20 protein-coding genes are annotated in these 21,861 nt (G+C 60.6%); 8 read left to right on the forward strand and 12 right to left on the reverse strand.

What is annotated here, in order from left to right; all coding sequences use genetic code 11:
• The first annotated feature begins 85 nt into the window (after positions 1 to 85).
• The 3 genes from dapE (at position 86) to CKW20_RS18215 (ending at position 2,485) form a co-directional block, all read left to right on the forward strand.
• The gene (dapE, locus tag CKW20_RS18205) at positions 86 to 1,237 is read left to right on the forward strand and encodes a succinyl-diaminopimelate desuccinylase (protein WP_095054170.1); all 1,152 of its coding nucleotides are present in this window, start codon (positions 86 to 88) and stop codon (positions 1,235 to 1,237) included.
• Entirely contained in the window at positions 1,237 to 2,046 is an 810-nt protein-coding gene (locus CKW20_RS18210) for a putative RNA methyltransferase (protein WP_095054171.1), read from the forward strand. The genes dapE and CKW20_RS18210 overlap by 1 nt, the downstream gene beginning before the upstream one ends.
• 61 nt (positions 2,047 to 2,107) lie before the next feature.
• Positions 2,108 to 2,485, forward strand: coding sequence for a hypothetical protein (locus CKW20_RS18215; protein WP_007897129.1), 378 nt, complete (start codon positions 2,108 to 2,110; stop codon positions 2,483 to 2,485).
• A gap of 123 nt (positions 2,486 to 2,608) precedes the next feature.
• On the opposite strand, the gene CKW20_RS18220 is transcribed toward CKW20_RS18215, so the two are convergent.
• A complete protein-coding gene (locus CKW20_RS18220; RefSeq protein WP_007964248.1) occupies positions 2,609 to 2,818 on the reverse strand; it encodes a cold-shock protein in 210 nt (69 codons plus the stop codon).
• A 164-nt stretch (positions 2,819 to 2,982) separates the two neighbouring features.
• Here CKW20_RS18220 and plsB point away from each other — a divergent pair, with 164 nt between their 5' ends.
• The 3 genes from plsB to CKW20_RS18235 are packed head-to-tail and all read left to right on the forward strand — an operon-like array spanning position 2,983 to position 6,654.
• Positions 2,983 to 5,487, forward strand: coding sequence for a glycerol-3-phosphate 1-O-acyltransferase PlsB (gene plsB / locus CKW20_RS18225; RefSeq protein ID WP_095054172.1), 2,505 nt, complete (start codon positions 2,983 to 2,985; stop codon positions 5,485 to 5,487).
• Positions 5,488 to 5,538: 51 nt separating this feature from the next.
• Positions 5,539 to 5,937 (forward strand): YbaY family lipoprotein, encoded by a 399-nt coding sequence (locus tag CKW20_RS18230; protein WP_095054173.1) that lies wholly within the window; start codon positions 5,539 to 5,541, stop codon positions 5,935 to 5,937.
• 27 nt (positions 5,938 to 5,964) lie between these two features.
• Positions 5,965 to 6,654, forward strand: a complete 690-nt coding sequence (locus tag CKW20_RS18235; protein ID WP_095054174.1) for a DUF4197 domain-containing protein — start codon at positions 5,965 to 5,967, stop codon at positions 6,652 to 6,654.
• Between the two features lie 69 nt (positions 6,655 to 6,723).
• Here CKW20_RS18235 and CKW20_RS18240 read toward each other — a convergent pair whose 3' ends face one another.
• The 3 genes from CKW20_RS18240 to CKW20_RS18250 all read right to left on the reverse strand — a co-directional run bounded on the left by CKW20_RS18240 (position 6,724) and on the right by CKW20_RS18250 (position 12,071).
• Positions 6,724 to 7,113 (reverse strand): DUF6124 family protein, encoded by a 390-nt coding sequence (locus CKW20_RS18240; RefSeq protein WP_063342627.1) that lies wholly within the window; start codon positions 7,111 to 7,113, stop codon positions 6,724 to 6,726.
• Between the two features lie 779 nt (positions 7,114 to 7,892).
• On the reverse strand, positions 7,893 to 10,964 hold the full coding sequence (locus CKW20_RS18245) for an efflux RND transporter permease subunit (RefSeq protein ID WP_095054175.1): 3,072 nt from the start codon (positions 10,962 to 10,964) through the stop codon (positions 7,893 to 7,895).
• 6 nt (positions 10,965 to 10,970) lie between these two features.
• Positions 10,971 to 12,071 carry an efflux RND transporter periplasmic adaptor subunit gene (locus CKW20_RS18250; protein ID WP_095054176.1) on the reverse strand — a complete coding sequence of 367 codons (1,101 nt, stop codon included), beginning with the start codon at positions 12,069 to 12,071 and terminating at the stop codon, positions 10,971 to 10,973.
• Between the two features lie 93 nt (positions 12,072 to 12,164).
• Here CKW20_RS18250 and CKW20_RS18255 point away from each other — a divergent pair, with 93 nt between their 5' ends.
• Positions 12,165 to 12,809 carry a TetR/AcrR family transcriptional regulator gene (locus CKW20_RS18255; protein WP_095054177.1) on the forward strand — a complete coding sequence of 215 codons (645 nt, stop codon included), beginning with the start codon at positions 12,165 to 12,167 and terminating at the stop codon, positions 12,807 to 12,809.
• Positions 12,810 to 12,929: 120 nt separating this feature from the next.
• Here CKW20_RS18255 and CKW20_RS18265 read toward each other — a convergent pair whose 3' ends face one another.
• Positions 12,930 to 13,712 carry a class I SAM-dependent methyltransferase gene (locus CKW20_RS18265; RefSeq protein WP_095054179.1) on the reverse strand — a complete coding sequence of 261 codons (783 nt, stop codon included), beginning with the start codon at positions 13,710 to 13,712 and terminating at the stop codon, positions 12,930 to 12,932.
• Between the two features lie 93 nt (positions 13,713 to 13,805).
• Here CKW20_RS18265 and CKW20_RS18270 point away from each other — a divergent pair, with 93 nt between their 5' ends.
• On the forward strand, positions 13,806 to 14,432 hold the full coding sequence (locus CKW20_RS18270) for an energy transducer TonB (RefSeq protein ID WP_095054180.1): 627 nt from the start codon (positions 13,806 to 13,808) through the stop codon (positions 14,430 to 14,432).
• A gap of 4 nt (positions 14,433 to 14,436) precedes the next feature.
• Here the strand turns inward: CKW20_RS18270 and CKW20_RS18275 are convergent, their stop codons facing one another.
• From CKW20_RS18275 to ppc, 7 genes are all read right to left on the reverse strand, one after another.
• Positions 14,437 to 15,132, reverse strand: coding sequence for an extensin family protein (locus CKW20_RS18275; RefSeq protein ID WP_095054181.1), 696 nt, complete (start codon positions 15,130 to 15,132; stop codon positions 14,437 to 14,439).
• A 2-nt stretch (positions 15,133 to 15,134) separates the two neighbouring features.
• Positions 15,135 to 15,956, reverse strand: a complete 822-nt coding sequence (locus CKW20_RS18280; protein WP_095054182.1) for an oxaloacetate decarboxylase — start codon at positions 15,954 to 15,956, stop codon at positions 15,135 to 15,137.
• Between the two features lie 125 nt (positions 15,957 to 16,081).
• Complete coding sequence (locus CKW20_RS18285; RefSeq protein WP_095054183.1) at positions 16,082 to 16,942, reverse strand: DUF72 domain-containing protein; 861 nt, start codon at positions 16,940 to 16,942, stop codon at positions 16,082 to 16,084.
• The gene (locus tag CKW20_RS18290) at positions 16,942 to 17,247 is read right to left on the reverse strand and encodes a hypothetical protein (RefSeq protein WP_095054184.1); all 306 of its coding nucleotides are present in this window, start codon (positions 17,245 to 17,247) and stop codon (positions 16,942 to 16,944) included. Before CKW20_RS18290 ends, CKW20_RS18285 begins: the two co-directional genes overlap by 1 nt.
• A 267-nt stretch (positions 17,248 to 17,514) precedes the next feature.
• Complete coding sequence (gene tsaB, locus CKW20_RS18295; RefSeq protein WP_095054185.1) at positions 17,515 to 18,189, reverse strand: tRNA (adenosine(37)-N6)-threonylcarbamoyltransferase complex dimerization subunit type 1 TsaB; 675 nt, start codon at positions 18,187 to 18,189, stop codon at positions 17,515 to 17,517.
• A gap of 93 nt (positions 18,190 to 18,282) precedes the next feature.
• Positions 18,283 to 18,930, reverse strand: coding sequence for an adenylate kinase (adk, locus tag CKW20_RS18300; protein WP_007906266.1), 648 nt, complete (start codon positions 18,928 to 18,930; stop codon positions 18,283 to 18,285).
• A 289-nt stretch (positions 18,931 to 19,219) separates the two neighbouring features.
• Complete coding sequence (gene ppc, locus CKW20_RS18305; RefSeq protein ID WP_095054186.1) at positions 19,220 to 21,850, reverse strand: phosphoenolpyruvate carboxylase; 2,631 nt, start codon at positions 21,848 to 21,850, stop codon at positions 19,220 to 19,222.
• Positions 21,851 to 21,861: the final 11 nt, after the last annotated feature.

The following is a 21,861-nucleotide window of genomic DNA, read 5'->3' on the forward strand; positions in this document are numbered from 1 at the left end:
GCGAACAAAACAACGCGGTCTACCTGATACACCGCCATCGCCGGCAAGCCGGCTCCTACAAAATGTCTTGCACCGGAGTTTTTCCATGACGGCCCACGCCGACCTTTCGCCGACCCTTCAACTCGCCATCGACCTGATCCGCCGTCCGTCCGTGACGCCGGTCGACGCCGATTGCCAGAAGCAGATGATGCAGCGCCTGGGCGATGCTGGTTTCAAACTGGAACCGATGCGCATCGAAGATGTGGATAACTTCTGGGCGACTCACGGTAAACATGAAGGTCCGGTGCTGTGCTTCGCCGGTCATACCGACGTAGTCCCGACCGGCCCGGTAAGCGCCTGGCAGATCGAGCCGTTCAACGCGGTGATCGACGAACACGGTATGCTCTGCGGCCGTGGCGCGGCAGACATGAAAGGCAGCCTCGCCTCCATGACGGTGGCGGCCGAGCGCTTTGTCGCCGACTACCCGGATCACAAGGGCAAGGTTGCGTTTCTGATCACTAGTGACGAAGAAGGCCCGGCGCATCACGGCACCAAGGCTGTGATCGAACGCCTCGTCGCCCGCAAGGAACGTCTGGATTGGTGCATCGTCGGCGAACCGTCGAGCACTACCCTGGTGGGTGACGTGGTCAAGAATGGCCGTCGCGGCTCCCTCGGCGCCAAATTGACCGTGCGCGGTGTGCAGGGTCACGTGGCTTATCCACACCTGGCGAAGAACCCGATCCACCTCGCTGCCCCGGCGCTGGCCGAATTGGCCGCCGAGCATTGGGACCACGGCAACGACTTCTTCCCGCCGACCAGCTTCCAGATTTCCAACGTGAATTCCGGCACTGGCGCGACCAACGTGATTCCGGGTGAATTGGTGGCGGTGTTCAACTTCCGTTTTTCCACCGAATCCACTGTCGAAGGCCTGCAAAAACGCGTCGCCGATATCCTCGACAAGCACGGTCTGGACTGGCACATCGACTGGGCGCTGTCCGGCCTGCCGTTCCTCACCGAACCGGGCGCCCTGCTCGACGCAGTGTCGGCAAGCATCAAGGACATCACCGGTCGCGAAACCACAGCCTCCACCAGCGGCGGTACGTCCGACGGGCGCTTCATCGCGACCATGGGCACTCAGGTTGTCGAACTGGGCCCGGTCAACGCGACGATCCACCAGGTCAACGAGCGTGTGCTGGCGGCCGACCTCGACGTGCTGACCGAAATCTACTACCAGACCCTGATCAAGTTGCTCGCCTGATGCTTGCGTGTCCGATCTGCAGTGAACCGCTGAATGCGGTGGACAACGGCGTGGTCTGCCCCGCCGGGCATCGTTTCGACCGTGCGCGGCAGGGTTACCTGAACCTGTTGCCGGTGCAGCACAAAAACAGCCGCGACCCTGGGGATAACCTGGCGATGGTCGAAGCCCGTCGCGACTTTTTGAACGCCGGCCATTACGCGCCGGTGGCCAAGCGTCTGGCGGAACTGGCGGCGCAGTACGCGCCCCAGCGCTGGCTGGACATCGGTTGTGGCGAGGGTTACTACACCGCGCAAATCGCCGAAGCATTGCCCAACGCCGACGGCTATGCGCTAGACATTTCCCGGGAAGCGGTCAAACGCGCCTGCAAACGCAATCCGCAGCTGACCTGGTTGATCGCGAGCATGGCGCGGGTGCCGTTGGCGTCAGGCAGCTGCCAGTTTCTCGCCAGCGTTTTCAGCCCGCTGGACTGGGAAGAGGCCAAACGCCTGCTGAGCCCCGGCGGCGGCTTGATGAAAGTCGGGCCGACCAGCGGCCATCTGATGGAATTGCGCGAGCGGCTGTACGACGAAGTGCGCGAGTACACCGACGACAAGCACTTGGCTCTGGTGCCGGAAGGCATGGCGCTGCAGCACAGCGAAACCCTGGAATTCAAACTGACGCTGGTTAGTGGTCAGGATCGCGCGAACCTGTTGGCCATGACACCCCATGGCTGGCGCGCAAGTTCCGAACGCCGGGCGGCAGTCATCGAACAGGCCGAGCCGTTCGAGGTCACCGTGTCGATGCGCTACGATTATTTTGTTCTTCAATAACCCCAAATTTTGACCCGCTAAATCCGCGAATGGATTTTTCAGACCCGCAGTGAGGACATCCATGCGCCAACCCGATATCGAGATTTACCTGAAAGACGCCGACGTCGACTACAAGGCCATCGCGGCCTGGCTCGGCGCGGCTTTAGGCCCGTGCACCGACTGGGTGCAGAAAGGCCAGACTTACAAGTGCAAGGCCGGCAACGTGCCGGTCACCTGGCTGCCGAAAGCCGTCGGCAAATGGAACAGCCTGTACCTGGAAAGCGACCAGACCCCTTGGGAAGACGACATCGCCTGCGCCCGCGCAGCCTTTGCCGCGCTGAACGTAGAAGTGCGTTGCGCACCAGGTAGCTGGGTCGAGGAAGAAGGTGAAGAGACGGCCGATCGCTGGATGCGCATCAGCGCCGATGGTGAAGAAGAAATCACCTGGAAAACCGCTTAAGGCCTGAACTTGATCGTTCCCACGCTCTGCGTGGGAATGCAGCCCGGGACGCTCCGCGTCCCTTCAAAAGCCGAACGCAGAGCGTCCGTTCAGGCGTTCCCACGCAGAGCGTGGGAACGATCTTCAGAGACCCACCACATCCTCAGCCTGCAAGCCCTTCTCGCCGGTCACCACTGCATACTCAACCTGCTGACCTTCAGTCAGCGAGCGATGCCCTTCGCCGCGGATCGCGCGGTAGTGCACGAACACGTCCACCCCATCCTCGCGCTGAATGAAGCCATAGCCCTTGGCGTCGTTGAACCACTTCACATTGCCGGTTTCGCGTGTTGCCATATCTAATACCCCTTGTTTTTATTTTGAACGGCCGAGTATATGACAGCCGCGAAAACTCTCAACTCAAGTTTACTTAGGCGCTTTTTTGCCGATTTTCGGCGAATACGGCACACTATCGACCGCCCAAGCGATTGCTTGGTTTTATCCACTCACGCAGAAGCCGTATGACCCGTTCCCCGTTCCGCCGTCTTGTGTTTGGCACCTTGCGCCGACTGCTGTACCTCTGGGTTCGCTCGGAGACGATCAATCAGTCGTCGTTCACCCTTAACCTCGACCGCAGCCGACCGGTGTTCTACGTCCTGCAAAATCCTTCATTGACCGACCTCGCCGTGGTCGATACCGAATGCAGCAAGGCCGGCCTGCCCCGCCCGGTGTTGCCGGTATCGGTGGGTGCGTTGGTGGAGCCCGCCGCGTTCTTTTACCTGACGCCAGAGCCCGACTGGCTCGGCCGTCAGGACAAGCGCGGTGCGCCACCGACCCTGACCCGTCTGGTCAACGCCCTGAGCCAGAACGCCGCCGAAGACGCGCAGATCATTCCGGTCAGCGTGTTCTGGGGCCAGTCGCCGGACAGCGAATCGAGCCCTTGGAAACTGCTGTTCGCCGACAGCTGGGCGGTCACCGGGCGTTTGCGCCGGCTGCTGAGCATCATTGTGCTGGGGCGCAAGACCCGGGTGCAGTTCTCGGCACCGATTCATCTGCGTGAACTGATCGAACACAACAAAGGCCACGAGCGCACTGTACGCATGGCCCAGCGAATTCTGCGGGTGCACTTTCGCAACCTGAAAGCCGCGGTGATCGGCCCGGACATTTCCCACCGCCGCAACCTGGTCAAAGGCCTGCTCAATCAGCCCTCGGTCAAACAGGCGATCCTCGACGAAGCCGAGCGCGAGAACATCTCGCCGGAAAAAGCCAAGGCCCAAGCCTTGCGCTATGGCAACGAGATCGCCTCGGACTACACCTACACCGCGATCCGCTTTCTGGAAGTGGTGCTGAGCTGGTTCTGGAACAAGATCTACGACGGGATCAAGGTCAACCACATCGAAGGTGTGCAGAAAGTCGCCCAGGGTCACGAAGTGATCTACGTGCCGTGCCACCGCAGCCACATCGACTATTTGCTGCTCTCTTATCTGCTGTTCCGCAACGGCCTGACCCCGCCGCACATCGCCGCCGGGATCAACCTCAACATGCCGGTGATCGGTAGCTTGCTGCGTCGCGGCGGCGCGTTTTTCATGCGCCGCACCTTCAAGGGCAACCCGCTCTACACCTCGGTGTTCAACGAATACCTGCACACCCTGTTCACCAAAGGCTTCCCGGTCGAATACTTCGTCGAGGGCGGCCGTTCGCGCACCGGGCGCATGTTGCAACCGAAAACCGGGATGCTCGCGATCACCCTGCGCAGCTTCCTGCGTTCGTCACGCATGCCGATCGTCTTCGTGCCGGTGTACATCGGCTATGAGCGCGTGCTGGAAGGACGCACCTACCTCGGCGAATTGCGTGGCGCGAGCAAGAAGAAAGAATCGATCTTCGACATTTTCAAAGTCATCGGCGCGCTCAAACAGCGCTTCGGTCAGGTTGCGGTCAACTTCGGTGAGCCGATCAAACTGGCGGAATTCCTCGACAGCGAACAGCCAGACTGGCGCCAACAGGAACTCGGTCCGCAGTTCAAACCGGCCTGGCTCAACGAAACCACCAACCGCCTCGGCGAGAAAGTCGCACAGCATTTGAATGAAGCGGCGGCGATCAACCCGGTGAATCTGGTGGCCCTGGCGTTGCTGTCCACCAGCCGTCTGGCCCTGGACGATCGCGCCATGGCGCGGGTGCTCGATTTGTACCTGGCGCTGTTGCGCAAAGTCCCCTACTCGCCTCATACCACCCTGCCGGAAGGTGACGGCCGGGCGCTGATCGAGCACGTGAAGGACATGGACCTGCTGTCCGAACAAAGCGATGCGCTGGGCAAGATTCTGTACCTGGACGAACAAAACGCCGTCCTGATGACCTACTACCGCAACAACGTGCTGCACATCTTCGCGTTGCCGTCGTTGCTGGCGAGTTTCTTCCAGAGCACCTCGCGCATGAGCCGCGAGCAAATCCTGCGCTACACCCGCGCGCTGTACCCGTACTTGCAATCGGAGCTGTTCATTCGCTGGTCGCTGGAGGAACTGGATGGCGTGATCGATCAATGGCTCGAAGCCTTCGTCGAGCAAGGCCTGCTGCGTTTCGAGAAAAACGTTTACCTGCGCCCCGCGCCGAGCTCACGGCATTTCGTGCTGCTGACGCTGCTGTCGAAAAGCATCGCCCAGACCTTGCAGCGCTTCTACATGACCGTTTCCTTGCTGCTCAACAGCGGCCAGAACAGCATCAGCGCCGAAGAACTCGAAGACCTGTGCACGGTCATGGCCCAGCGCCTGTCGATCCTCCACGGCCTGAACGCCCCGGAGTTCTTCGACAAGAGCCTGTTCCGTCACTTCATCCAGACAATGCTGGACCTCGACGTGCTGCGCCGCGACGAAGCCGGCAAGTTGAGCTATCACGAATTGTTAGGCGAACTGGCCGAAGGCGCCGCCAAACGGGTATTGCCGGCGGAGATTCGCTTGTCGATCCGTCAGGTGGCGCTGCATCGCAGTGAAGATGCGGCGGACCAAGTCGCGGCTCCAGCGCAGAGCGTCTAAATTCCTACAGGCGCCAGGCTTCTTCTGGCGCCTTCGATACGGAGATCTTCGATGATAAAAATCTCTCTCGTCCTGCTGACTGCCCTGCTCGGTGCCTGCCAGTCGACACCACCGACCGCCAACGCCAGCCTCGACGGTGAAGTGTTCTACCTGCAACGCATTGCTCTGCCACCGAACGCGATCTTAAGCGTCAGCTTGCAAGATGTGTCCCTGGCCGACGCTCCGGCGGTAGTGCTCGACGAGCAGAAAGGCCCGGTCAAAGGCCAAGTGCCGTTGCCATTCCATTTGAGCTACGATCCGGCGCAGGTCAAACCCGGCCATCGCTACTCGGTCAGCGCCCGCATCGAAGTCAATGGCGAGCTGATGTTCATCACCACTGAAAACCACCCCGTGCAACTGGACGGCAAAGACCCGCAGCCACTGAAAATCCGCGTCGACGCAGCCCGCTAACTCTCTTTTATGAACAAGGAAGCCGCCATGCTCCGCCCTACCCTTCGCTTCGCCGGCCTGTGCGCAGGCTTGATGATCTGCGCCAACGCCCTGGCTCTGTCGCTCAATGACCTGTCGCAACAAGACGCCACCGGCGGTCTCAAGGACGCCCTGACACAAGGCGCGCAACTGGCCGTCAAACAACTCGGCACACCCGGCGGCTTCAGCAACAACCCGGAGGTGAAGATCGAGCTGCCAGGCAAGCTGGGTAAGGTCGCCAAGAAAATGAAACAGTTCGGCATGGGCGATCAGGTCGATCAACTGGAGACCAGCATGAACAAAGCGGCTGAAACGGCCGTGACGCAGGCTCAGCCGATTCTGGTGGATGCGGTGAAGAAGATGACCGTGGAAGATGCCAAGGGGATTCTCGGCGGCGGCAAGGACTCGGCGACTCAGTATCTGAGCAAAACCAGCCGCGAGCAGATCCGCACCAAGTTCCTGCCGATCGTCAAACAAGCCACCGACCAGGTGGGTTTGGCCCAGCAGTACAACTCGTTCGCCGGGCAAGCGGCGACTCTGGGTGTGCTGGATGCGAAAAACGCCAACATCGAAAGCTACGTGACCGAGCAGGCGTTGAACGGTTTGTTCGAGATGATCGGCAAGCAGGAAGAAACCATCCGCCAGAACCCTGCAGCGGCGGCGACCAGTTTGGCGAAGAAGGTGTTTGGTACGTTGTAATTTTCCAAGTGCAACTCATCACGAAAAGCCCGCTGACCTTTAAAGGTTCAGCGGGCTTTTTCTTTTGCGCTACTGTTGCGGATCCAGATTATCCAGCACGCGATTCACTGACAACTCCGCTAGTGAAATCATCTGTTGAATCCCCAGCACCAAGTTGCACGTGGGGCCGGTCAGGTCGAAGGCTAACTCACTTGCCATGACATTGGCCGTGGCAAGGGTTTCACAGGCATGAGCCAGGAGAGTTTCGGAATCGACGTTTGGACCGATGACGAAAATCGTACTGGGACGACGATCGGCTTTGGCCTTTTTTTCGGCCGCAGGGGCGAGGTAGTGATCGAGCGCGCGGATCGCCGCGTCGTGGAGTTTCCTGGAATTGAGGAAAGCGTAGGGGGAAACGGGATCAGTTTCTGTTTCTATTTCTGGTTCTGCTTCGGGGGGATTTGGACTGTCTTTGATCATTGTGTAGCTCCTGAAGTAATGGAGCTGCCACCGATCGCTGCGAAACGAATTCAAGGTGGCAGCTGTACGCAGGTTCGCAGACCGGGACTTCAGGAACCCGGCATACCCGAAGGTATCCCGCGCACAGCCGCCATAACACAGGCATAAAAAGCGCCCGCTTTTCGGATGGTGGACGCTGTGCGTCTGAAGTTTAACCGGGCTGCGAAACCCGGTCGCTGCTTTTTGCAGCGACGGTCCAAGGCTAGAGGTCGCGCTTCCGACAGACAACCTGAAAAACTTGTCGGATGTTTCCTTTATCTTTGATCGTTTATAAACAATGCCTGGAGCGATGAGTGATCAGGTGCATCCGCAAGAAACTGGTCGGCTGTCAGGCCGCCTTCGCGAGCAGGCTCGCTCCCACAGCGGAGCGGTGTACACCCGCCCCTCACCACTCAACAGGCCGAGCGTTAGCTCGCCTGCAGCTTTTGATCTTGACGCACCGCCCCCTCGAGAGGCCGAGCGGAGGTTCTGCGCAGTGGGCAACCCGGCATGGATGCCGGGTTAGCCGCGCACGGCCATGGATGGCCGATCGCGGCGGGCCCACGGAGCAGGACCGGAGCGAGGGCATGCCGAGCCTAAGCGAGGCACCGAACGACAGGGGCAAGAGCCCTTGGTTACTTGGGGCTTTTCCAAGTGACTCGCCGTAAGGGCGAAACCGCCAGCCGCCGTAACCCAAGAAACGGATATGTACCCCACCAACCAAGAACATGGTCGGCCCGAAGGCCGCCAAGATCAAAAGATCACTGCGGCTCTTGCTTGACCCTGAACCAAGCCGCATACAACGCCGGCAAAAATAGCAACGTCAACGCCGTCGCCACAATCAGCCCGCCCATGATCGCCACCGCCATCGGCCCGAAAAACACACTGCGTGACAATGGAATCATCGCCAACACCGCCGCCAACGCCGTCAGCACAATCGGTCGGAACCGACGCACCGTCGCCTCGATAATCGCCTGCCAAGGCTTAAGCCCGGCAGCGATATCCTGCTCAATCTGATCCACCAGAATCACCGAGTTACGCATGATCATCCCGGACAAGGCGATGGTCCCGAGCATTGCCACAAAACCGAACGGTTGGCGGAACACCATCAGAAACAGCGTCACACCAATCAGCCCCAGCGGAGCTGTCAGAAACACCATCACCGTGCGTGAGAAACTGCGCAGTTGCAGCATCAGCAACGTCAGCACCACCACGATGAACAGCGGCACGCCAGCCTTCACCGAGTTCTGCCCGCGGGCCGAGTCTTCCACCGTACCGCCGACGTCCAGCAGATAGCCGTCTGGCAGCTCGGAGCGAATCGGATCGAGGGTCGGCATGATTTGCTGCACCAGCGTCGCCGGTTGTTCCTTGCCGTAGATGTCGGCACGAACCGTCACGTTGGGCAGGCGGTTACGGTGCCAGATGATGCCTTCTTCAAAGCCGTATTCCAGCGTTGCAATCTGCGACAGCGCCACACTGCGACCGTTGTCAGTCGGCACGGCCAGGCTTGGCAGCAACCCCAGCTCGGTGCGCTCATGCACCGTGCCGCGCAGCAGGATCTCGATCAACTCGTTGTCTTCGCGGTACTGGCTGACGCTGGCACCGGTCAGCGAGCTTCGCAGGAAACCCGAGAGGTTCGCCGTGCTCACACCCAGCGCGCGCGCGCGGTCCTGATCGACGTTCAGGTAAACGACTTTGCTCGGCTCTTCCCAGTCCAGGTGCACGTTGACCACGTGTGGGTTCTCGCGAACCTTGGCCGCGACTTTACGGGCCAATGCGCGGACTTCCTCGATGTGCTCACCGGTCACCCGGAACTGCACCGGGTAACCAACCGGCGGGCCGTTCTCCAGCCTCGTGACACGTGAACGCAGGGCCGGGAATTGTTCGTTGAGGGTTTCGATCAGCCAGGTGCGCAGGGTTTCGCGATCTTCGATGGTTTTGGCCAGGACGACAAACTGGGCGAAGCTCGCTGCCGGAAGTTGCTGATCCAGCGGCAGGTAGAAACGCGGCGAACCGGTGCCGACGTAAGCCACGTAGTTGTCGATCCCGGCGTGATCCTTGAGCAGGCCTTCGAGGCGTTTAACCTCCTCGGCGGTGTTACTCAAAGACGCCCCTTCGGCCAGTTTCAGATCGACCATCAACTCCAGCCGCCCCGAAGCCGGGAAGAATTGCTGCGGCACGAAACGGAACAGCACCACTGACGCGACGAACATCACGATCGTCAGAATGATCACCGTTTTGCGCCGGCGCACGCACCATTCAACCAGCCGTCTTACCCGCTGATAGAACGGCGTGCCATAGGGGTCGGGTTGGCCGTCGCCGGTACCATGTTTGGCTGCGTGAATTTTCGCCAGGTCCGGCAGGAGTTTTTCCCCCAGATAAGGCACAAAGACCACGGCGGCAACCCACGACGCCACCAACGCGATGGTTACCACCTGGAAGATCGAACGGGTGTATTCACCCGTGCCCGATTGCGCGGTGGCAATCGGCAGGAAGCCGGCAGCGGTGATCAACGTGCCGGTGAGCATCGGGAACGCGGTGCTGGTCCAGGCATAGCTGGCGGCTTTGACCCGGTCGAAGCCCTGCTCCATTTTGATCGCCATCATTTCCACGGCGATGATCGCGTCGTCCACCAGCAACCCCAACGCCAATACCAGCGCGCCGAGGGAAATCTTGTGCAAGCCGATGCCAAGGTAGTACATGCAGGCAAACGTCATCGCCAACACCAGCGGAATCGCCAGCGCCACCACCATGCCGGTGCGCACACCGAGGGAGAAGAAGCTCACCAGCAATACAATCGCCAGAGCCTCCACCAGCACCTGAACAAACTCACCGACACCGGTTTTCACCGCGGCGGGTTGATCAGACACCTTGCGCAACTGCATGCCGGCCGGAAGGTTCTTCTGGATCCGGGCGAATTCGACTTCCAGCGCTTTGCCCAGAATCAGAATGTCGCCACCCCCCTTCATGGCCACGGCCAGACCGATGGCGTCTTCAGCCATGAAGCGCATGCGCGGCGCCGGTGGATCGTTGAAGCCACGACGAACGTTCGCCACATCGCCGATGCGGAACGTGCGATCACCGACACGGATCGGGAAGTTCTTGATCTCGTCGACCGTCTGAAAATTCCCCGAAACCCGTAGCTGTAAACGCTCACTGGTGGTTTCGAAGAAACCTGCGGTGGACATCGCATTCTGCTCTTCAAGCGCCTGCTGCACCGTCGCCAACGGCAACCCGAGGGTGGCCAGTTTGACGTTGGAAAGCTCGATCCAGATCTTCTCGTCCTGCAGCCCGAGCAGGTCGACCTTGCCCACATCCTTGACCCGTTGCAGCTGAATCTGGACACGGTCGGCGTAGTCCTTGAGCACCGCGTAATCAAAACCTTCGCCGGTCAGGGCGTAGATGTTGCCGAAGGTGGTGCCAAACTCATCGTTGAAGAATGGCCCCTGGATGCCCGGTGGCAGGGTGTGGCGAATGTCGCTGATCTTCTTGCGGACTTGATACCAGAGCTCCGGGATTTCTACCGAATGCATCGAATCCCGAGCGATGAACGTCACCTGAGACTCGCCCGGGCGAGAGAACGAAGCGATCCGATCGTACTCGCCGGTCTCCATCAGTTTCTTTTCAATACGTTCGGTGACCTGGCGCGACACTTCCTCGGCCGTGGCCCCCGGCCAGTTGGTGCGAATCACCATGGCCTTGAAGGTGAACGGCGGGTCTTCGCTTTGGCCGAGTTTGGTGTAGGACAACGCGCCGACGACGGCCAGCAAGAGCATCAGGAACAGTACGATCTGGCGGTTACGCAGCGCCCATTCGGAAAGATTGAAACCCATCGGGGATTACTCCTTGTGCGCCAGATTGACCACGCGGTTGGAGCGATCCACCGGGCGCACTTGCTGCCCGTCGTGAAGCACATGAACACCCGCCGCCACCACCCAGTCGCTGGCGTTCAAGCCTTCTAGCACCGGCACGGTTTTCTCACCGAATGCACCGACCCGCACCGGGGCTTTTTTCAAGGTGTTGTTGGCGCCGACCACCCACACATAAGTGGCACCGTTTTCCGCGGTGACCGCCGACAGCGGCACCGACAACGCCACTACTTCGGCGGTCTGGATGAACACCCTGGCGCTCTGGCCGAGTTCGGCGGGAACCTTGCCAGCGGTAAAAGCGATGCGGGCAGCGAAGGTGCGGGATTTCGGGTCGGCCGCGGGTGACAACTCACGGATGCGTCCGGGAAAACGTTGATCGGGTTGGGTCCAGAGTTCTACCGAGACCGGCTGGCCGACCTTGAAGCGCCCAAAGCTCTGCTCCGGCAGGCTGATCAACACTTCGCGCTCGCCATCAGTGGCGAGGGTAAACACGGTTTGCCCGGCCGCGACCACTTGCCCGACTTCAACCGCACGTTTGGCCACTACGCCATCCTGGGGCGCGCGCAGCACCGCGTAACTGGCCTGGTTGGTCGAGACGTTGAATTCGGCTTTGATTTGCTTGAGGCGTGCTTCACCGGAGCGGTAGAGGTTTTCTGCATTGTCGTACTGCGAACGGCTGACCATCTGCCGCTCCATCAGGGTCTTGTAGCGATCACGCTCGGCGCGCACCAGGCTCAGGTTGGCTTCGGCGGCCGCGACTTGGGCACGGGTGGCTTCCAGTTGCAGGCGCACGTCCTGAGGATCGAGTTCCGCCAGAGGCTGGTCAGCCTTGACCCGCTGACCTTCCTCGACCAGTCGTCGGCTGACTTTGCCGCCAATGCGGAAGGCCAGATCGGGCTCATAGCGGGCGCGAACTTCACCGGGATAACTTTCCATGGCCTGAGCCGAAGGCTCTGGCTGTACGACCATGGCCGGGCGAACGGTGACTTGAGGCGCCTCTTCATGGCCACACGCAGACAATAAAAAAGCCAGACTGACCGGCAATGCGAGGGACAAGGCATAGCGGAACATGGTGAAGGACCTTTCGCTAATGATGCTTGGAATATTTATACTGACCGGTATGTTATTAATAGCAAACTCACCAGTCCAGTATTAAAGCGAAGAATGTCGAACAATCTTTCAGCACCCAACGGTCCGGGCCGTCCCAAGGATCTGGCCAAACGCCAGGCCATCCTCGATGCGGCGAAAATCCTGTTTCTGAGTAAGGGCTACGCCAATACCAGCATGGATGCTGTGGCGGCCGAGGCCGGCGTGTCGAAGCTGACGGTCTACAGCCATTTCAACGACAAGGAGACGCTGTTTTCCTCCGCCGTGGTGGCCAAATGTGAGGAACAACTGCCGACGCTGTTTTTCGAGTTGCCGGACGGCGTGGCGGTGGACACCGTGCTGTTGAACATCGCGCGCGGCTTTCATCAACTGGTCAACAGCGACGAATCGGTGAACCTGCACCGGCTGATGATGACGCTGGGCAGCCAGGACCCGAAACTCGCGCTGATTTTCTTCCAGGCAGGGCCAGAGCGCGTGCTGCACGGCATGGAACGGTTGCTGAGCAAGATCGATCAGAGCGGCGTGTTGAGCATCGATAAACCGCGTAATGCGGCTGAGCATTTCTTTTGCCTGCTTAAGGGCGCGGGGAATTTCCGCTTGCTGTACGGCTGCGGCGAGCCGGTGACCGGGGATGCGGCCGAAGCCCATGTGCGGGAAGTGGTGGGGTTATTTATGCGGGCTTATCGGCCGGGGTCGGTCTGATGATCGTTCCCACGCTCTTCGTGGGAATGCAGCCCGGGACGCTCCACGTCCCTTTCGAAGCGGACGCAGAGCATCCATTGAGGCATTCCCACGCAGAGCGTGGGAACGATCAGTATCAAATCAGGGCTTGAGCGCTTTCTTCGGATAAATGTCGTATCGGCTGGACTTGCCATCCAGCGCATGACTCGGCTTCGGCCCGTCGATGCACGGCGCCTTGCGTGGGCGTTTGACCACCACCCGGTGGCTGGCCAGGGCCAATGCCGCTTCGAGCAATGCCGGCGCGTCCGGGTCGTCGCCTACCAGCGGCCGGAACAGGCGCATTTCCTTCTTCACCAACGCAGTTTTCTCGCGATGGGGAAACATCGGGTCAAGGTAGATCACCTGCGGCGGCTCGCCTTCCCAATTGCGCATCAACTCGATCGAATTGCCCTTGAGCAAACGCATCCGCGCCACAATCGGCGCCACGTCGAAATCTTCCGCGCCGCGCGCCAGGCCATCTTCAAGCAACGCGCCGATCAGCGGCTGGCGCTCGATCAGGCTCATCTCGCAGCCCAGGCTGGCCAGCACGAATGCGTCCTTGCCCAATCCCGCCGTGGCGTCCAGCACACGCGGGCGCACGCCTTGGGCGACGCCGACCGCTTTGGCGATCATCTGACCGCTGCCGCCACCGTACAACCGACGATGGGCCGCGCCGCCCTCGACAAAATCCACGCGCACCGGTCCTGGTGCATCCGGCCCGAGTTGTTGCAGCTGCAACCCCTGCTCGCCCACCTGCAAGGCAAACTCGCCGTCATCCACCTGTAACGGCAACCCCAGGCGCTCGGCCCATTGCTCAGCCTGTGGCTGAAAGGTCGTGCCCAAGGCCTCGACATGGATGCGGCAGGCCGCAGGTTGCTCAATCATGGGAAAACACGCTCAAAAAATTAATGATCGGCAAAAATGGCCGATAACCAAACTATCGAGCATTTTGCCAGAGCTGAGCGTCGACCGAGAGAAATGTCAGACATTCAATCCACATTCACAGGTTTTATCTCGCCCTACGGCGACTACAACCTGCGAAACACCCAGGCACTGAGCGGCGTCAGCCACATCTGGCAGGATTTCTTTGCCCGAGCGCTGGCCGAACAGTCGGGTGAAGTGCTGCCTGAATCGCTGAATTTTCCGCCGGTCGATCTCGACAGCCCGGTCGAACCGACCGTTGGCAGCGAGCTGCTGGCGTACATCATTTCCCAGCGCGAATGTGATGTGAAAGAAACCGTAGTCCGCCCACCAGAGCCACTGTTCCTGCCGATTGCCGAGTTCGAAATGGACTTGGCCGACAAACCGTTCCCACCGTTCCCGCCGCAAGAAATCATCGCGCAACAGCAACAACAGGACTTCGACAGCGGCTGGGTACGCCCGATCGTGCTCACCGCCGGTCAACCGCTGCCAGAGCCTGGCACCGCAGCGCAACCGCAACCGCGGCCGCTGCACTTGCCGATTGCCGAGTTCGAACTCGACCTGCTGGACAAGCCGTTCCCGCCGTTCTCGCCCGAAGAGCTGGTGGAGCAACAGAAACAATTCGATTTCGATAACGGCTGGGCACGCCCGATCGTTCTGCAGAACCTGCGCATCGCTGCATAATCCTTCAGCGGCACCGCCACCACGGTCCGACATCCACATGAAAGTGATTGCGATGGGCAGCGTTGTAGTCCGGGCTCAATACCACACTGAACATGTCGCAGGCGCCGTCGCGGACCTGACGGAGAAATCGCGCGTCCTGATTATCCTTCGGCCAATCCTTGAGCACGCTGATGAATCGGCCGTCCGCCAGCCGGAATCCGCTGATATCCAGGGCATCGGCCGTGGCATGCTGGCTACGCCTGCCGTTTTCGCGGTTGTAAACGTTGCGACAGGCGAAGCTGCCGAGATGGTCAACCCGTTTCACCGCCTGCCCATAGACAGCCTGAGCCGCCGGTTGCAAGGCGTGGCGCTCGAACAAGGCGAACGCTACCGCCAGGCTGCAACTGGCGAGGAAACTGCTGCTCAGCGCCGCCTCGCCACCTTGCACACGCAAGGTGTTGGTCAACGGGCAGGCCGCGTCCGGGCTGTCGGTCTGACGGGCTACCCGCAAATCTGAGCTGCTCAGCGCCTGGTCGCATAACTGCGGATTATCGCGCAGACGCATCAGTTTGTAGCGGGTCAGCAGGTTCGGTTCGGCCTTTACGTCCAGCGGCGCCCACGGATTCCATTGCGGGGGAATGGAAAACCAGCCGCGCCAGACGCTCAACCCGGCAGCGCCGATGATCAACAGCACCAGCAGCAGCCCCCACCGAAACCGCATCGTCAGCCTTTGAACAATTGATTAGCCTTCTGGAACGGCATCGACCGGGAGGTGAAGCCGAAGGTCCCGTGTTGCTGGATTTCCTCGGCGGCGCGGAAGAATTCGCCGTACGCCGCCAAGGCCAGGGCCGAACCGACGCTGATGCGTTTGACGCCCATTTCACTCAACTGCTCGACCGTCAGTTTGAGCCCGCCGGACATCAACACATTGACCGGTTTCGGCGCCACGGCGCGAACCACCGCCAAGACCTCTTCCGCGCTGCGCAAGCCCGGTGCGTAAAGCACATCGGCCCCCGCCTCGGCGAATGCCTGCAAACGGCGAATGGTATCGTCGAGGTCAGGGTTGCCGTGCAGAAAGTTCTCGGCACGCGCCGTCAGCACGAAGGGAAAAGGCAAACTGCGAGCCACCGCGACAGCAGCTTCGATACGCGCGACGGCATGCTCGAAGCAGTAGATCGGACCGTCCTCACGCCCCGTGGCATCTTCGATCGAACCGCCGACCGCACCGGCCTTGGCGGCCCGCACAATACTTTGAGCGCAGTCGGCGGGGGCGTCGGCAAAACCGTTTTCGAGATCCACCGCGACCGGCAGATCAGTGGCCGCGACAATCGCTTCAACGTTCGCCAGAGTTTCGTCGAGGGTCAGCCCGCCATCGGGACGGCCCCGGGAAAAGGCGTAGCCGGCACTGGTGGTCGCCAGCGCCTCGAAGCCCAGGCTGGCGAGCATTTTCGCCGAGCCGGCGTCCCAAGGGTTGGGAATGACAAAAGCGCCCTCGCGTTCGTGCAGTGCTTTGAACGCCTGGGCTCGAAGTGTTTGCGCATCCATTGGCAGGCTCCTGAAAAGGGGGAAAGATAAACCGCTTTTCGTAGGAGCCAGGCTTGCCGGCGAAGGCGCTCTCAAGGACGCCTTCGCCGGCAAGCCTGGCTCCTACAGCTGGGAACGAAGCCGCTTCAGAGCAAGCCAAGTTGCTCGGCCGCGGGCTCTCTGTATAGCTCAGGCAGCGGCGGCAAGCCAGGCAAACGCAGCATCAGTTGTGCGTGAAAACGTTGTGCCAGTTTCGCTGCTAGCAGGTTATCGGCGGTGTGCAGGAAGATATAGGGCGTGCGGCTCTCTTCGATCCAGACAGCGATTTTCTCGACCCACGGCACCAGGAACGGATCGTTGGCTTCCAGCTGCGGATGGCCGATGAAACGCACCTGTGGGAATTGAGTGAACGCAGCGGGACGAGGCGGCACCCGGGGCTTTTTCGATTGGGCGTGGAGCACCGAAGGATCGGTCGAGGTGCAACTGAACAGCGCCCGCGGATCAAGGCAGATGCGCTCGACACCGCGGTCCAGCAACAGGCGATTGAGCATTCGCTCGGCATCGCCCTTGGCGAAAAACTCATCGTGCCGCACTTCGACCGCCAAGGGCCGGTCCACTGCGTCGATAAAACCGGCCAGCTCGGACAAGCGTTGAGGGGTGAAGCTTTTCGATAATTGCAGCCAGAGGGGAGAAACCCGTTCACCCAGAGGGCTGAGCAATTGCAGGAAGGTTTCGGCAGCGGTCAGTTGTTCGCGCAGGTCACCGCTGTGACTGATGTCGCCGGGGAACTTGGCGGTGAAGCGAAAGTGTTCAGGCATGGTTTCGGCCCAACGCTGCACGGTGGCGGCAGAGGGGCTCGCATAGAAGGTCGTATTGCCTTCCACGGCGTTGAACACTTGAGAATAAAGATTGAGAAACTCGGCGGGTCTGGCGTCCTGCGGATACAAGTAATCGCGCCAGGCGTTTTCACTCCAGGACGGGCAGCCGAGGTAGTAAGGCAGCAACATCAGATGTACAGATCGAGACCCAGTACATCCGCATCCCAATCGACAAAAGTGGCGGTGCTCAGGTAACTCGCCAGTGCCATCGCCACGCTTTTGCTCATCGCGCGGTGATAGATCATGTCTTGTTGGCGCGCGGGAAGATTGCTCAGACGTTGCGCGGAAGCTTTGGCGGCACGGGCGGCCAACTGCTCTTCGGAAGGAGTTTCCAGCTCGCCGTCGATATCGACGTAGTCGTCATCCGCCACAGGGCCTTTGCGGGGCTTGCGCTTGATGGGGTAGGACTGAGAGGAAACGCCGTCTATACGCATGAGTACATGTCCGGTATCAATGATGGCAGCTTAGTGGCACATAGCCCACTTCGCAAACTGCCGAGTGATAACTAGAACACAGAAAAGTGAAAAGGTTTAAAAGCGGCGGGTAGAAAGTGACGATTGGCTTATATCTGGGAGATTGCTTTCGCGGGCAAGCCTCGCTCCTACAGGTTTTGAGCCAATCGAAATATCAGCGATATCCTGTAGGAGCGAGCGGTGCGGCGATCCGACTTGCCCGCGAAGGGCTCAACTCGGCATCAAGGATTAACGCGCTTTCGGGGTCGCAACTTTATCGCGCAGATACACCGGCTGCGCTTCATCAGCCACGATCGCTTCACCGCGTTCCCAGGCAAAACGAGCCAGAGTCAGCAGGTCTTCGGCGTGGGGCAGCATGCCTGCGTCTTGCCCGCTCAGATTGACGGCAATGCGCTCGGCATACCCCCAACCGGTACCTGCGCCGAACCACTCGCCACTGGCATCGGCCGGCAACGCAGCGGCTTCCGGTGGCAATACAGCTTCGTTGCCCACCAACCGCATCTCCCCCGCCGTTTCGCGGTAGCAACCCCAATACACCTCATCCATGCGCGCATCGATGGCCGCTGCGACCTGGCTGACGCCGTGTTCGCGATAAGCCCGCTGGGCGAGTACGGCGAGATTGGAGACCGGCAACACCGGACGATCCAGCGCAAATGCCAGACCTTGCACAACGCCAATGGCGATCCGCACACCGGTGAACGCGCCCGGACCACGGCCGAACGCAATGGCATCGACCGCTTGCAGCGTGGTCCCGGCATCGGCCAGCAGTTGCTGGATCATCGGCAGCAGCTTCTGCGCATGCAGGCGCGGGATCACCTCGTAATGACTCGTGACTTTGCCGTCATGCAGCAAAGCAACGGAGCAAGCTTCAGTCGCGGTGTCCAGGGCCAGCAAGGTGCTCATCGATGTTTCCGTAAGAGAGGTCTGAAAAAGTGCGCCAGTATAAACAACTACGGCCCGCAAGCGGGCCGTAGAAGATGAAGCCGATCAGACTTTTCAGCTCAGTGCTTCAAGCACCTTGCCGGTGATCACTTCAACCGAGCCGACACCCGGAATATGGCTGTATTTCGGCTTGCCCTGCGCAGAGGCCAGCCCCTGGTAGAACTCTACCAGTGGTTTGGTCTGGGAGTGGTAGACCGACAGGCGATGACGCACGGTTTCTTCGGTGTCGTCCTTGCGCTGCACCAGCTCTTCGCCGGTGATGTCGTCTTTGCCGGCGATTTTCGGCGGGTTGTAGACGGTGTGGTACACGCGGCCACTGGCCTCGTGAACGCGACGACCGGCGATACGCTGAACGATTTCTTCATCATCGACGGCGATTTCGACCACGTTGTCCAGCTCCACGCCAGCTTCTACCAGCGCTTCAGCTTGCGGAATGGTGCGCGGGAAACCGTCGAACAGGAAACCGTTGGCACAGTCAGGCTGCGCGATACGGTCCTTGACCAGGGCGATGATCAGATCGTCAGAGACCAGACCACCGGCATCCATGATGCCTTTGGCTTTAACACCCAGCTCGGTACCGGCTTTTACAGCAGCACGCAGCATGTCGCCGGTGGAGATTTGCGGAATGCCGAATTTTTCGGTGATGAACTTAGCCTGAGTACCTTTACCGGCCCCGGGAGCTCCCAGCAGAATGACGCGCATCGATGTGCTCCTCAATTTTTTATATAGATAACGTCAGATTCGCCTCGTGGGGCCAATCTCAAAAATAGGATCGCGACCGCCCAAACGGCCAAAGGCTGATCAAGATACACAGCAGGCCCTGCCCACACAAGCCGCCGAAAGTCGGAGAAACCCGCGCCTGATGAGACCCTGCGAAGGGGTAACCCAAGTCGCAACCCCATCATTAACTGTCGCGTGACAGACCTTTTCGACCGCTCGCCAACAGGCACTCGACGCTCGCGCCGGGTGCCTGTCCCCCACGACAAAAACCTTAGCCGGTATTTCGCAAACCGGCGGCGATCCCCGCCACAGACACCAGTAACGCCTGTTCTACCGGGCTACCCTGGGCCACATCCTGCTGCCGCGAACGTGCCAACAATTCGGCCTGCAATAGATGCAGCGGGTCGAGATAAGTGTTGCGCAGGCGGATGAATTCAAGGGTGGCTGGGCTATGTGCCAGTAGCTGCGACTGACCGGTCAACCCCAAGACCACCGCACAGGCCTGCGACAATAGGTCGCGTAAATGCGCACCCAAAGGGAGCAGATCCGGCTCGACCAGGCGCTCATCGTAAGATTGGGCGATATCGGCGTCGGCCTTGGCCAGCACCATTTCCAGCATATCGATGCGGGTACGGAAGAACGGCCACTGCTCGCGCATCTGTCCCAGCAACTCGCCCTCGCCACGCTCCAGCGCCTTGCTCAGCGCCGCTTCCCACCCGAGCCAGGCCGGCAACATCAGGCGCGTCTGGGTCCAGCCGAAGATCCATGGAATGGCGCGCAGGCTTTCGATCCCGCCCGCGCGGCGCTTGGCCGGGCGGCTGCCCAAAGGCAAACGCCCCAACTCCTGCTCCGGGGTGGACTGGCGGAAATACTCAACGAACTGCGGATTCTCCCGCACCACGGCGCGGTAAGCCTTGACGCCATCGGCGGCCAATTCGTCCATCAAATGGCGCCAGGCAGGTTCAGGAGGAGGCGGCGGCAGCAAGGTCGCTTCCAATACCGCCGCGAGGTACAGATTGAGATTTTGCTCGGCGATGTCCGGCAGGCCGAATTTGAAACGAATCATTTCCCCCTGCTCGGTGGTGCGGAAACGCCCCGCCACCGACCCCGGCGGCTGCGACAGAATCGCCGCGTGCGCCGGACCACCACCGCGGCCCACGGTGCCACCGCGACCGTGGAACAACAGCAGTTCCACTTGCTGTTCGCGACAGATGTCGACCAAACGCTCCTGCGCCCGATATTGCGCCCAGGCCGCCGCTGTAGTGCCGGCGTCCTTGGCCGAGTCGGAATAACCGATCATCACTTCCTGCGGCCCTTGCAGGCGCGAGCGATAGCCCGGCAGCAGCAAGAGTTTTTCGATCACCGGGCCGGCGTTATCGAGGTCGGCGAGGGTTTCGAACAGCGGCACCACGCGCATCGGCCGCAATACGCCGGATTCTTTGAGCAGCAATTGCACGGCGAGCACGTCGGAGGCGGCGCCGGCCATGGAAATCACATACGAGCCGAGGGAAGCCCCCGGCGCCGCGGCGATTTCCCGACACGTCGCCAGTACTTCGGCGGTGTCGGCAGACGGCTTGAAGTACGCCGGCAGCAACGGGCGGCGATTGTTCAGTTCGCGCATCAGGAAGGCGATGCGCTCTTCCTCGTTCCAATCCTCATAACGGCCCAGGCCGAGGTAGTCGGTGATTTCGGTCATGGCGGCCGTGTGGCGCGACGAGTCCTGTCGCACATCGAGGCGCACCAGAAACAACCCGAACGTCACCGCGCGGCGCAAGCAATCGAGCAACGGGCCGTCGGCGATGACGCCCATGCCGCATTCATGCAGCGAGTGGTAGCACAGCTCCAGTGGGTCCAACAGGTCACGATTGTTTTGCAGCACATCGGCCGACGCGGGCGTGGTTGCCGTCAGGGATGCGTGGGCCCAATTGCGGGTCGCGCGCAGGCGTTCACGCAATTGTTTGAGCACTGCGCGGTAAGGTTCGGCGCTGTCGCCGGCCTTGGCTTTCAACTCGTCACTGGCCTGCTGCATCGACAACTCGGCGGCGAGGTGATCGACATCGCGCAGATACAAATCGGCGGCCATCCAGCGCGCCAGCAGCAACACTTCGCGGGTCACGGCGGCGGTGACGTTGGGATTGCCGTCACGGTCGCCGCCCATCCACGAAGCAAAGCGAATCGGTGCCGCCTCCAGTGGCAAATGCAGGCCGGTGGCAGCATGTAGGGCCTGATCGGCCTTACGCAGATAGTTGGGAATCGCCTGCCACAGCGAATGCTCGATCACCGCAAAGCCCCACTTGGCTTCGTCCACTGGCGTCGGGCGGGTGCGGCGGATTTCTTCGGTGTGCCAGGCTTCGGCGATCAGGCGCTGTAACTTCGTCTTGATCTGCTCGCGCTCGGCGCTGGTCAGGTCACGGTGGTCCTGAGCGGCCAGTTGCGCGGCGATCGCGTCGTACTTCTGAATCAGCGTGCGACGCGCCACTTCGGTGGGGTGCGCGGTCAATACCAGTTCGATTTCCAGCCGCCCCAACTGCCGGGCGAGGGACTCGGCGTCATGGCCCGCAGTCAGCAGGCGAGCGAGCAATTCCGGCAACACCCGGGCCTCGAATGGCGCGGGCTGCGACTCTTCGCGGCGGTGAATCAGTTGATATTGCTCGGCGATATTGGCCAGGTTGAGGAACTGGTTGAACGCCCGCGCCACCGGCAGCAACTCGTCTTCGCTCAACTGGTTGAGGCTGGCGCTGAGTTCGGCGTCCATCGAACCGCGACGGTCGGCCTTGGCGCCTTTGCGGATCTGCTCGATCTTGTCGAGAAAGTCGTCCCCGTATTGTTCACGAATGGTGTTGCCCAACAACTCACCCAACAGGTGAACGTCCTCGCGCAAGCGTGCATCAATATCGGTCATCAGCAATTCTC

Source organism: Pseudomonas sp. Irchel s3b2 (assembly GCF_900187445.1).
Classification (GTDB): domain Bacteria; phylum Pseudomonadota; class Gammaproteobacteria; order Pseudomonadales; family Pseudomonadaceae; genus Aquipseudomonas.

What these genes read in the sequence shown, in the direction of transcription:
- dapE (WP_095054170.1), top strand. Translation starts at nt 86, where the DNA reads ATGACGGCCCACGCCGACCTTTCGCCGACCCTTCAACTCGCCATCGAC.
- CKW20_RS18230 (WP_095054173.1), top strand. Translation starts at nt 5,539, where the DNA reads ATGATAAAAATCTCTCTCGTCCTGCTGACTGCCCTGCTCGGTGCCTGC.
- CKW20_RS18275 (WP_095054181.1), bottom strand. Translation starts at nt 15,132, where the DNA reads ATGCGGTTTCGGTGGGGGCTGCTGCTGGTGCTGTTGATCATCGGCGCT.
- CKW20_RS18285 (WP_095054183.1), bottom strand. Translation starts at nt 16,942, where the DNA reads ATGTTGCTGCCTTACTACCTCGGCTGCCCGTCCTGGAGTGAAAACGCC.
- ppc (WP_095054186.1), bottom strand. Translation starts at nt 21,850, where the DNA reads ATGACCGATATTGATGCACGCTTGCGCGAGGACGTTCACCTGTTGGGT.
- CKW20_RS18240 (WP_063342627.1), bottom strand. Translation starts at nt 7,113, where the DNA reads ATGATCAAAGACAGTCCAAATCCCCCCGAAGCAGAACCAGAAATAGAA.
- CKW20_RS18265 (WP_095054179.1), bottom strand. Translation starts at nt 13,712, where the DNA reads ATGATTGAGCAACCTGCGGCCTGCCGCATCCATGTCGAGGCCTTGGGC.
- CKW20_RS18235 (WP_095054174.1), top strand. Translation starts at nt 5,965, where the DNA reads ATGCTCCGCCCTACCCTTCGCTTCGCCGGCCTGTGCGCAGGCTTGATG.
- CKW20_RS18215 (WP_007897129.1), top strand. Translation starts at nt 2,108, where the DNA reads ATGCGCCAACCCGATATCGAGATTTACCTGAAAGACGCCGACGTCGAC.
- plsB (WP_095054172.1), top strand. Translation starts at nt 2,983, where the DNA reads ATGACCCGTTCCCCGTTCCGCCGTCTTGTGTTTGGCACCTTGCGCCGA.
- CKW20_RS18270 (WP_095054180.1), top strand. Translation starts at nt 13,806, where the DNA reads ATGTCAGACATTCAATCCACATTCACAGGTTTTATCTCGCCCTACGGC.
- CKW20_RS18255 (WP_095054177.1), top strand. Translation starts at nt 12,165, where the DNA reads ATGTCGAACAATCTTTCAGCACCCAACGGTCCGGGCCGTCCCAAGGAT.
- adk (WP_007906266.1), bottom strand. Translation starts at nt 18,930, where the DNA reads ATGCGCGTCATTCTGCTGGGAGCTCCCGGGGCCGGTAAAGGTACTCAG.
- tsaB (WP_095054185.1), bottom strand. Translation starts at nt 18,189, where the DNA reads ATGAGCACCTTGCTGGCCCTGGACACCGCGACTGAAGCTTGCTCCGTT.
- CKW20_RS18290 (WP_095054184.1), bottom strand. Translation starts at nt 17,247, where the DNA reads ATGCGTATAGACGGCGTTTCCTCTCAGTCCTACCCCATCAAGCGCAAG.
- CKW20_RS18245 (WP_095054175.1), bottom strand. Translation starts at nt 10,964, where the DNA reads ATGGGTTTCAATCTTTCCGAATGGGCGCTGCGTAACCGCCAGATCGTA.
- CKW20_RS18280 (WP_095054182.1), bottom strand. Translation starts at nt 15,956, where the DNA reads ATGGATGCGCAAACACTTCGAGCCCAGGCGTTCAAAGCACTGCACGAA.
- CKW20_RS18220 (WP_007964248.1), bottom strand. Translation starts at nt 2,818, where the DNA reads ATGGCAACACGCGAAACCGGCAATGTGAAGTGGTTCAACGACGCCAAG.
- CKW20_RS18210 (WP_095054171.1), top strand. Translation starts at nt 1,237, where the DNA reads ATGCTTGCGTGTCCGATCTGCAGTGAACCGCTGAATGCGGTGGACAAC.
- CKW20_RS18250 (WP_095054176.1), bottom strand. Translation starts at nt 12,071, where the DNA reads ATGTTCCGCTATGCCTTGTCCCTCGCATTGCCGGTCAGTCTGGCTTTT.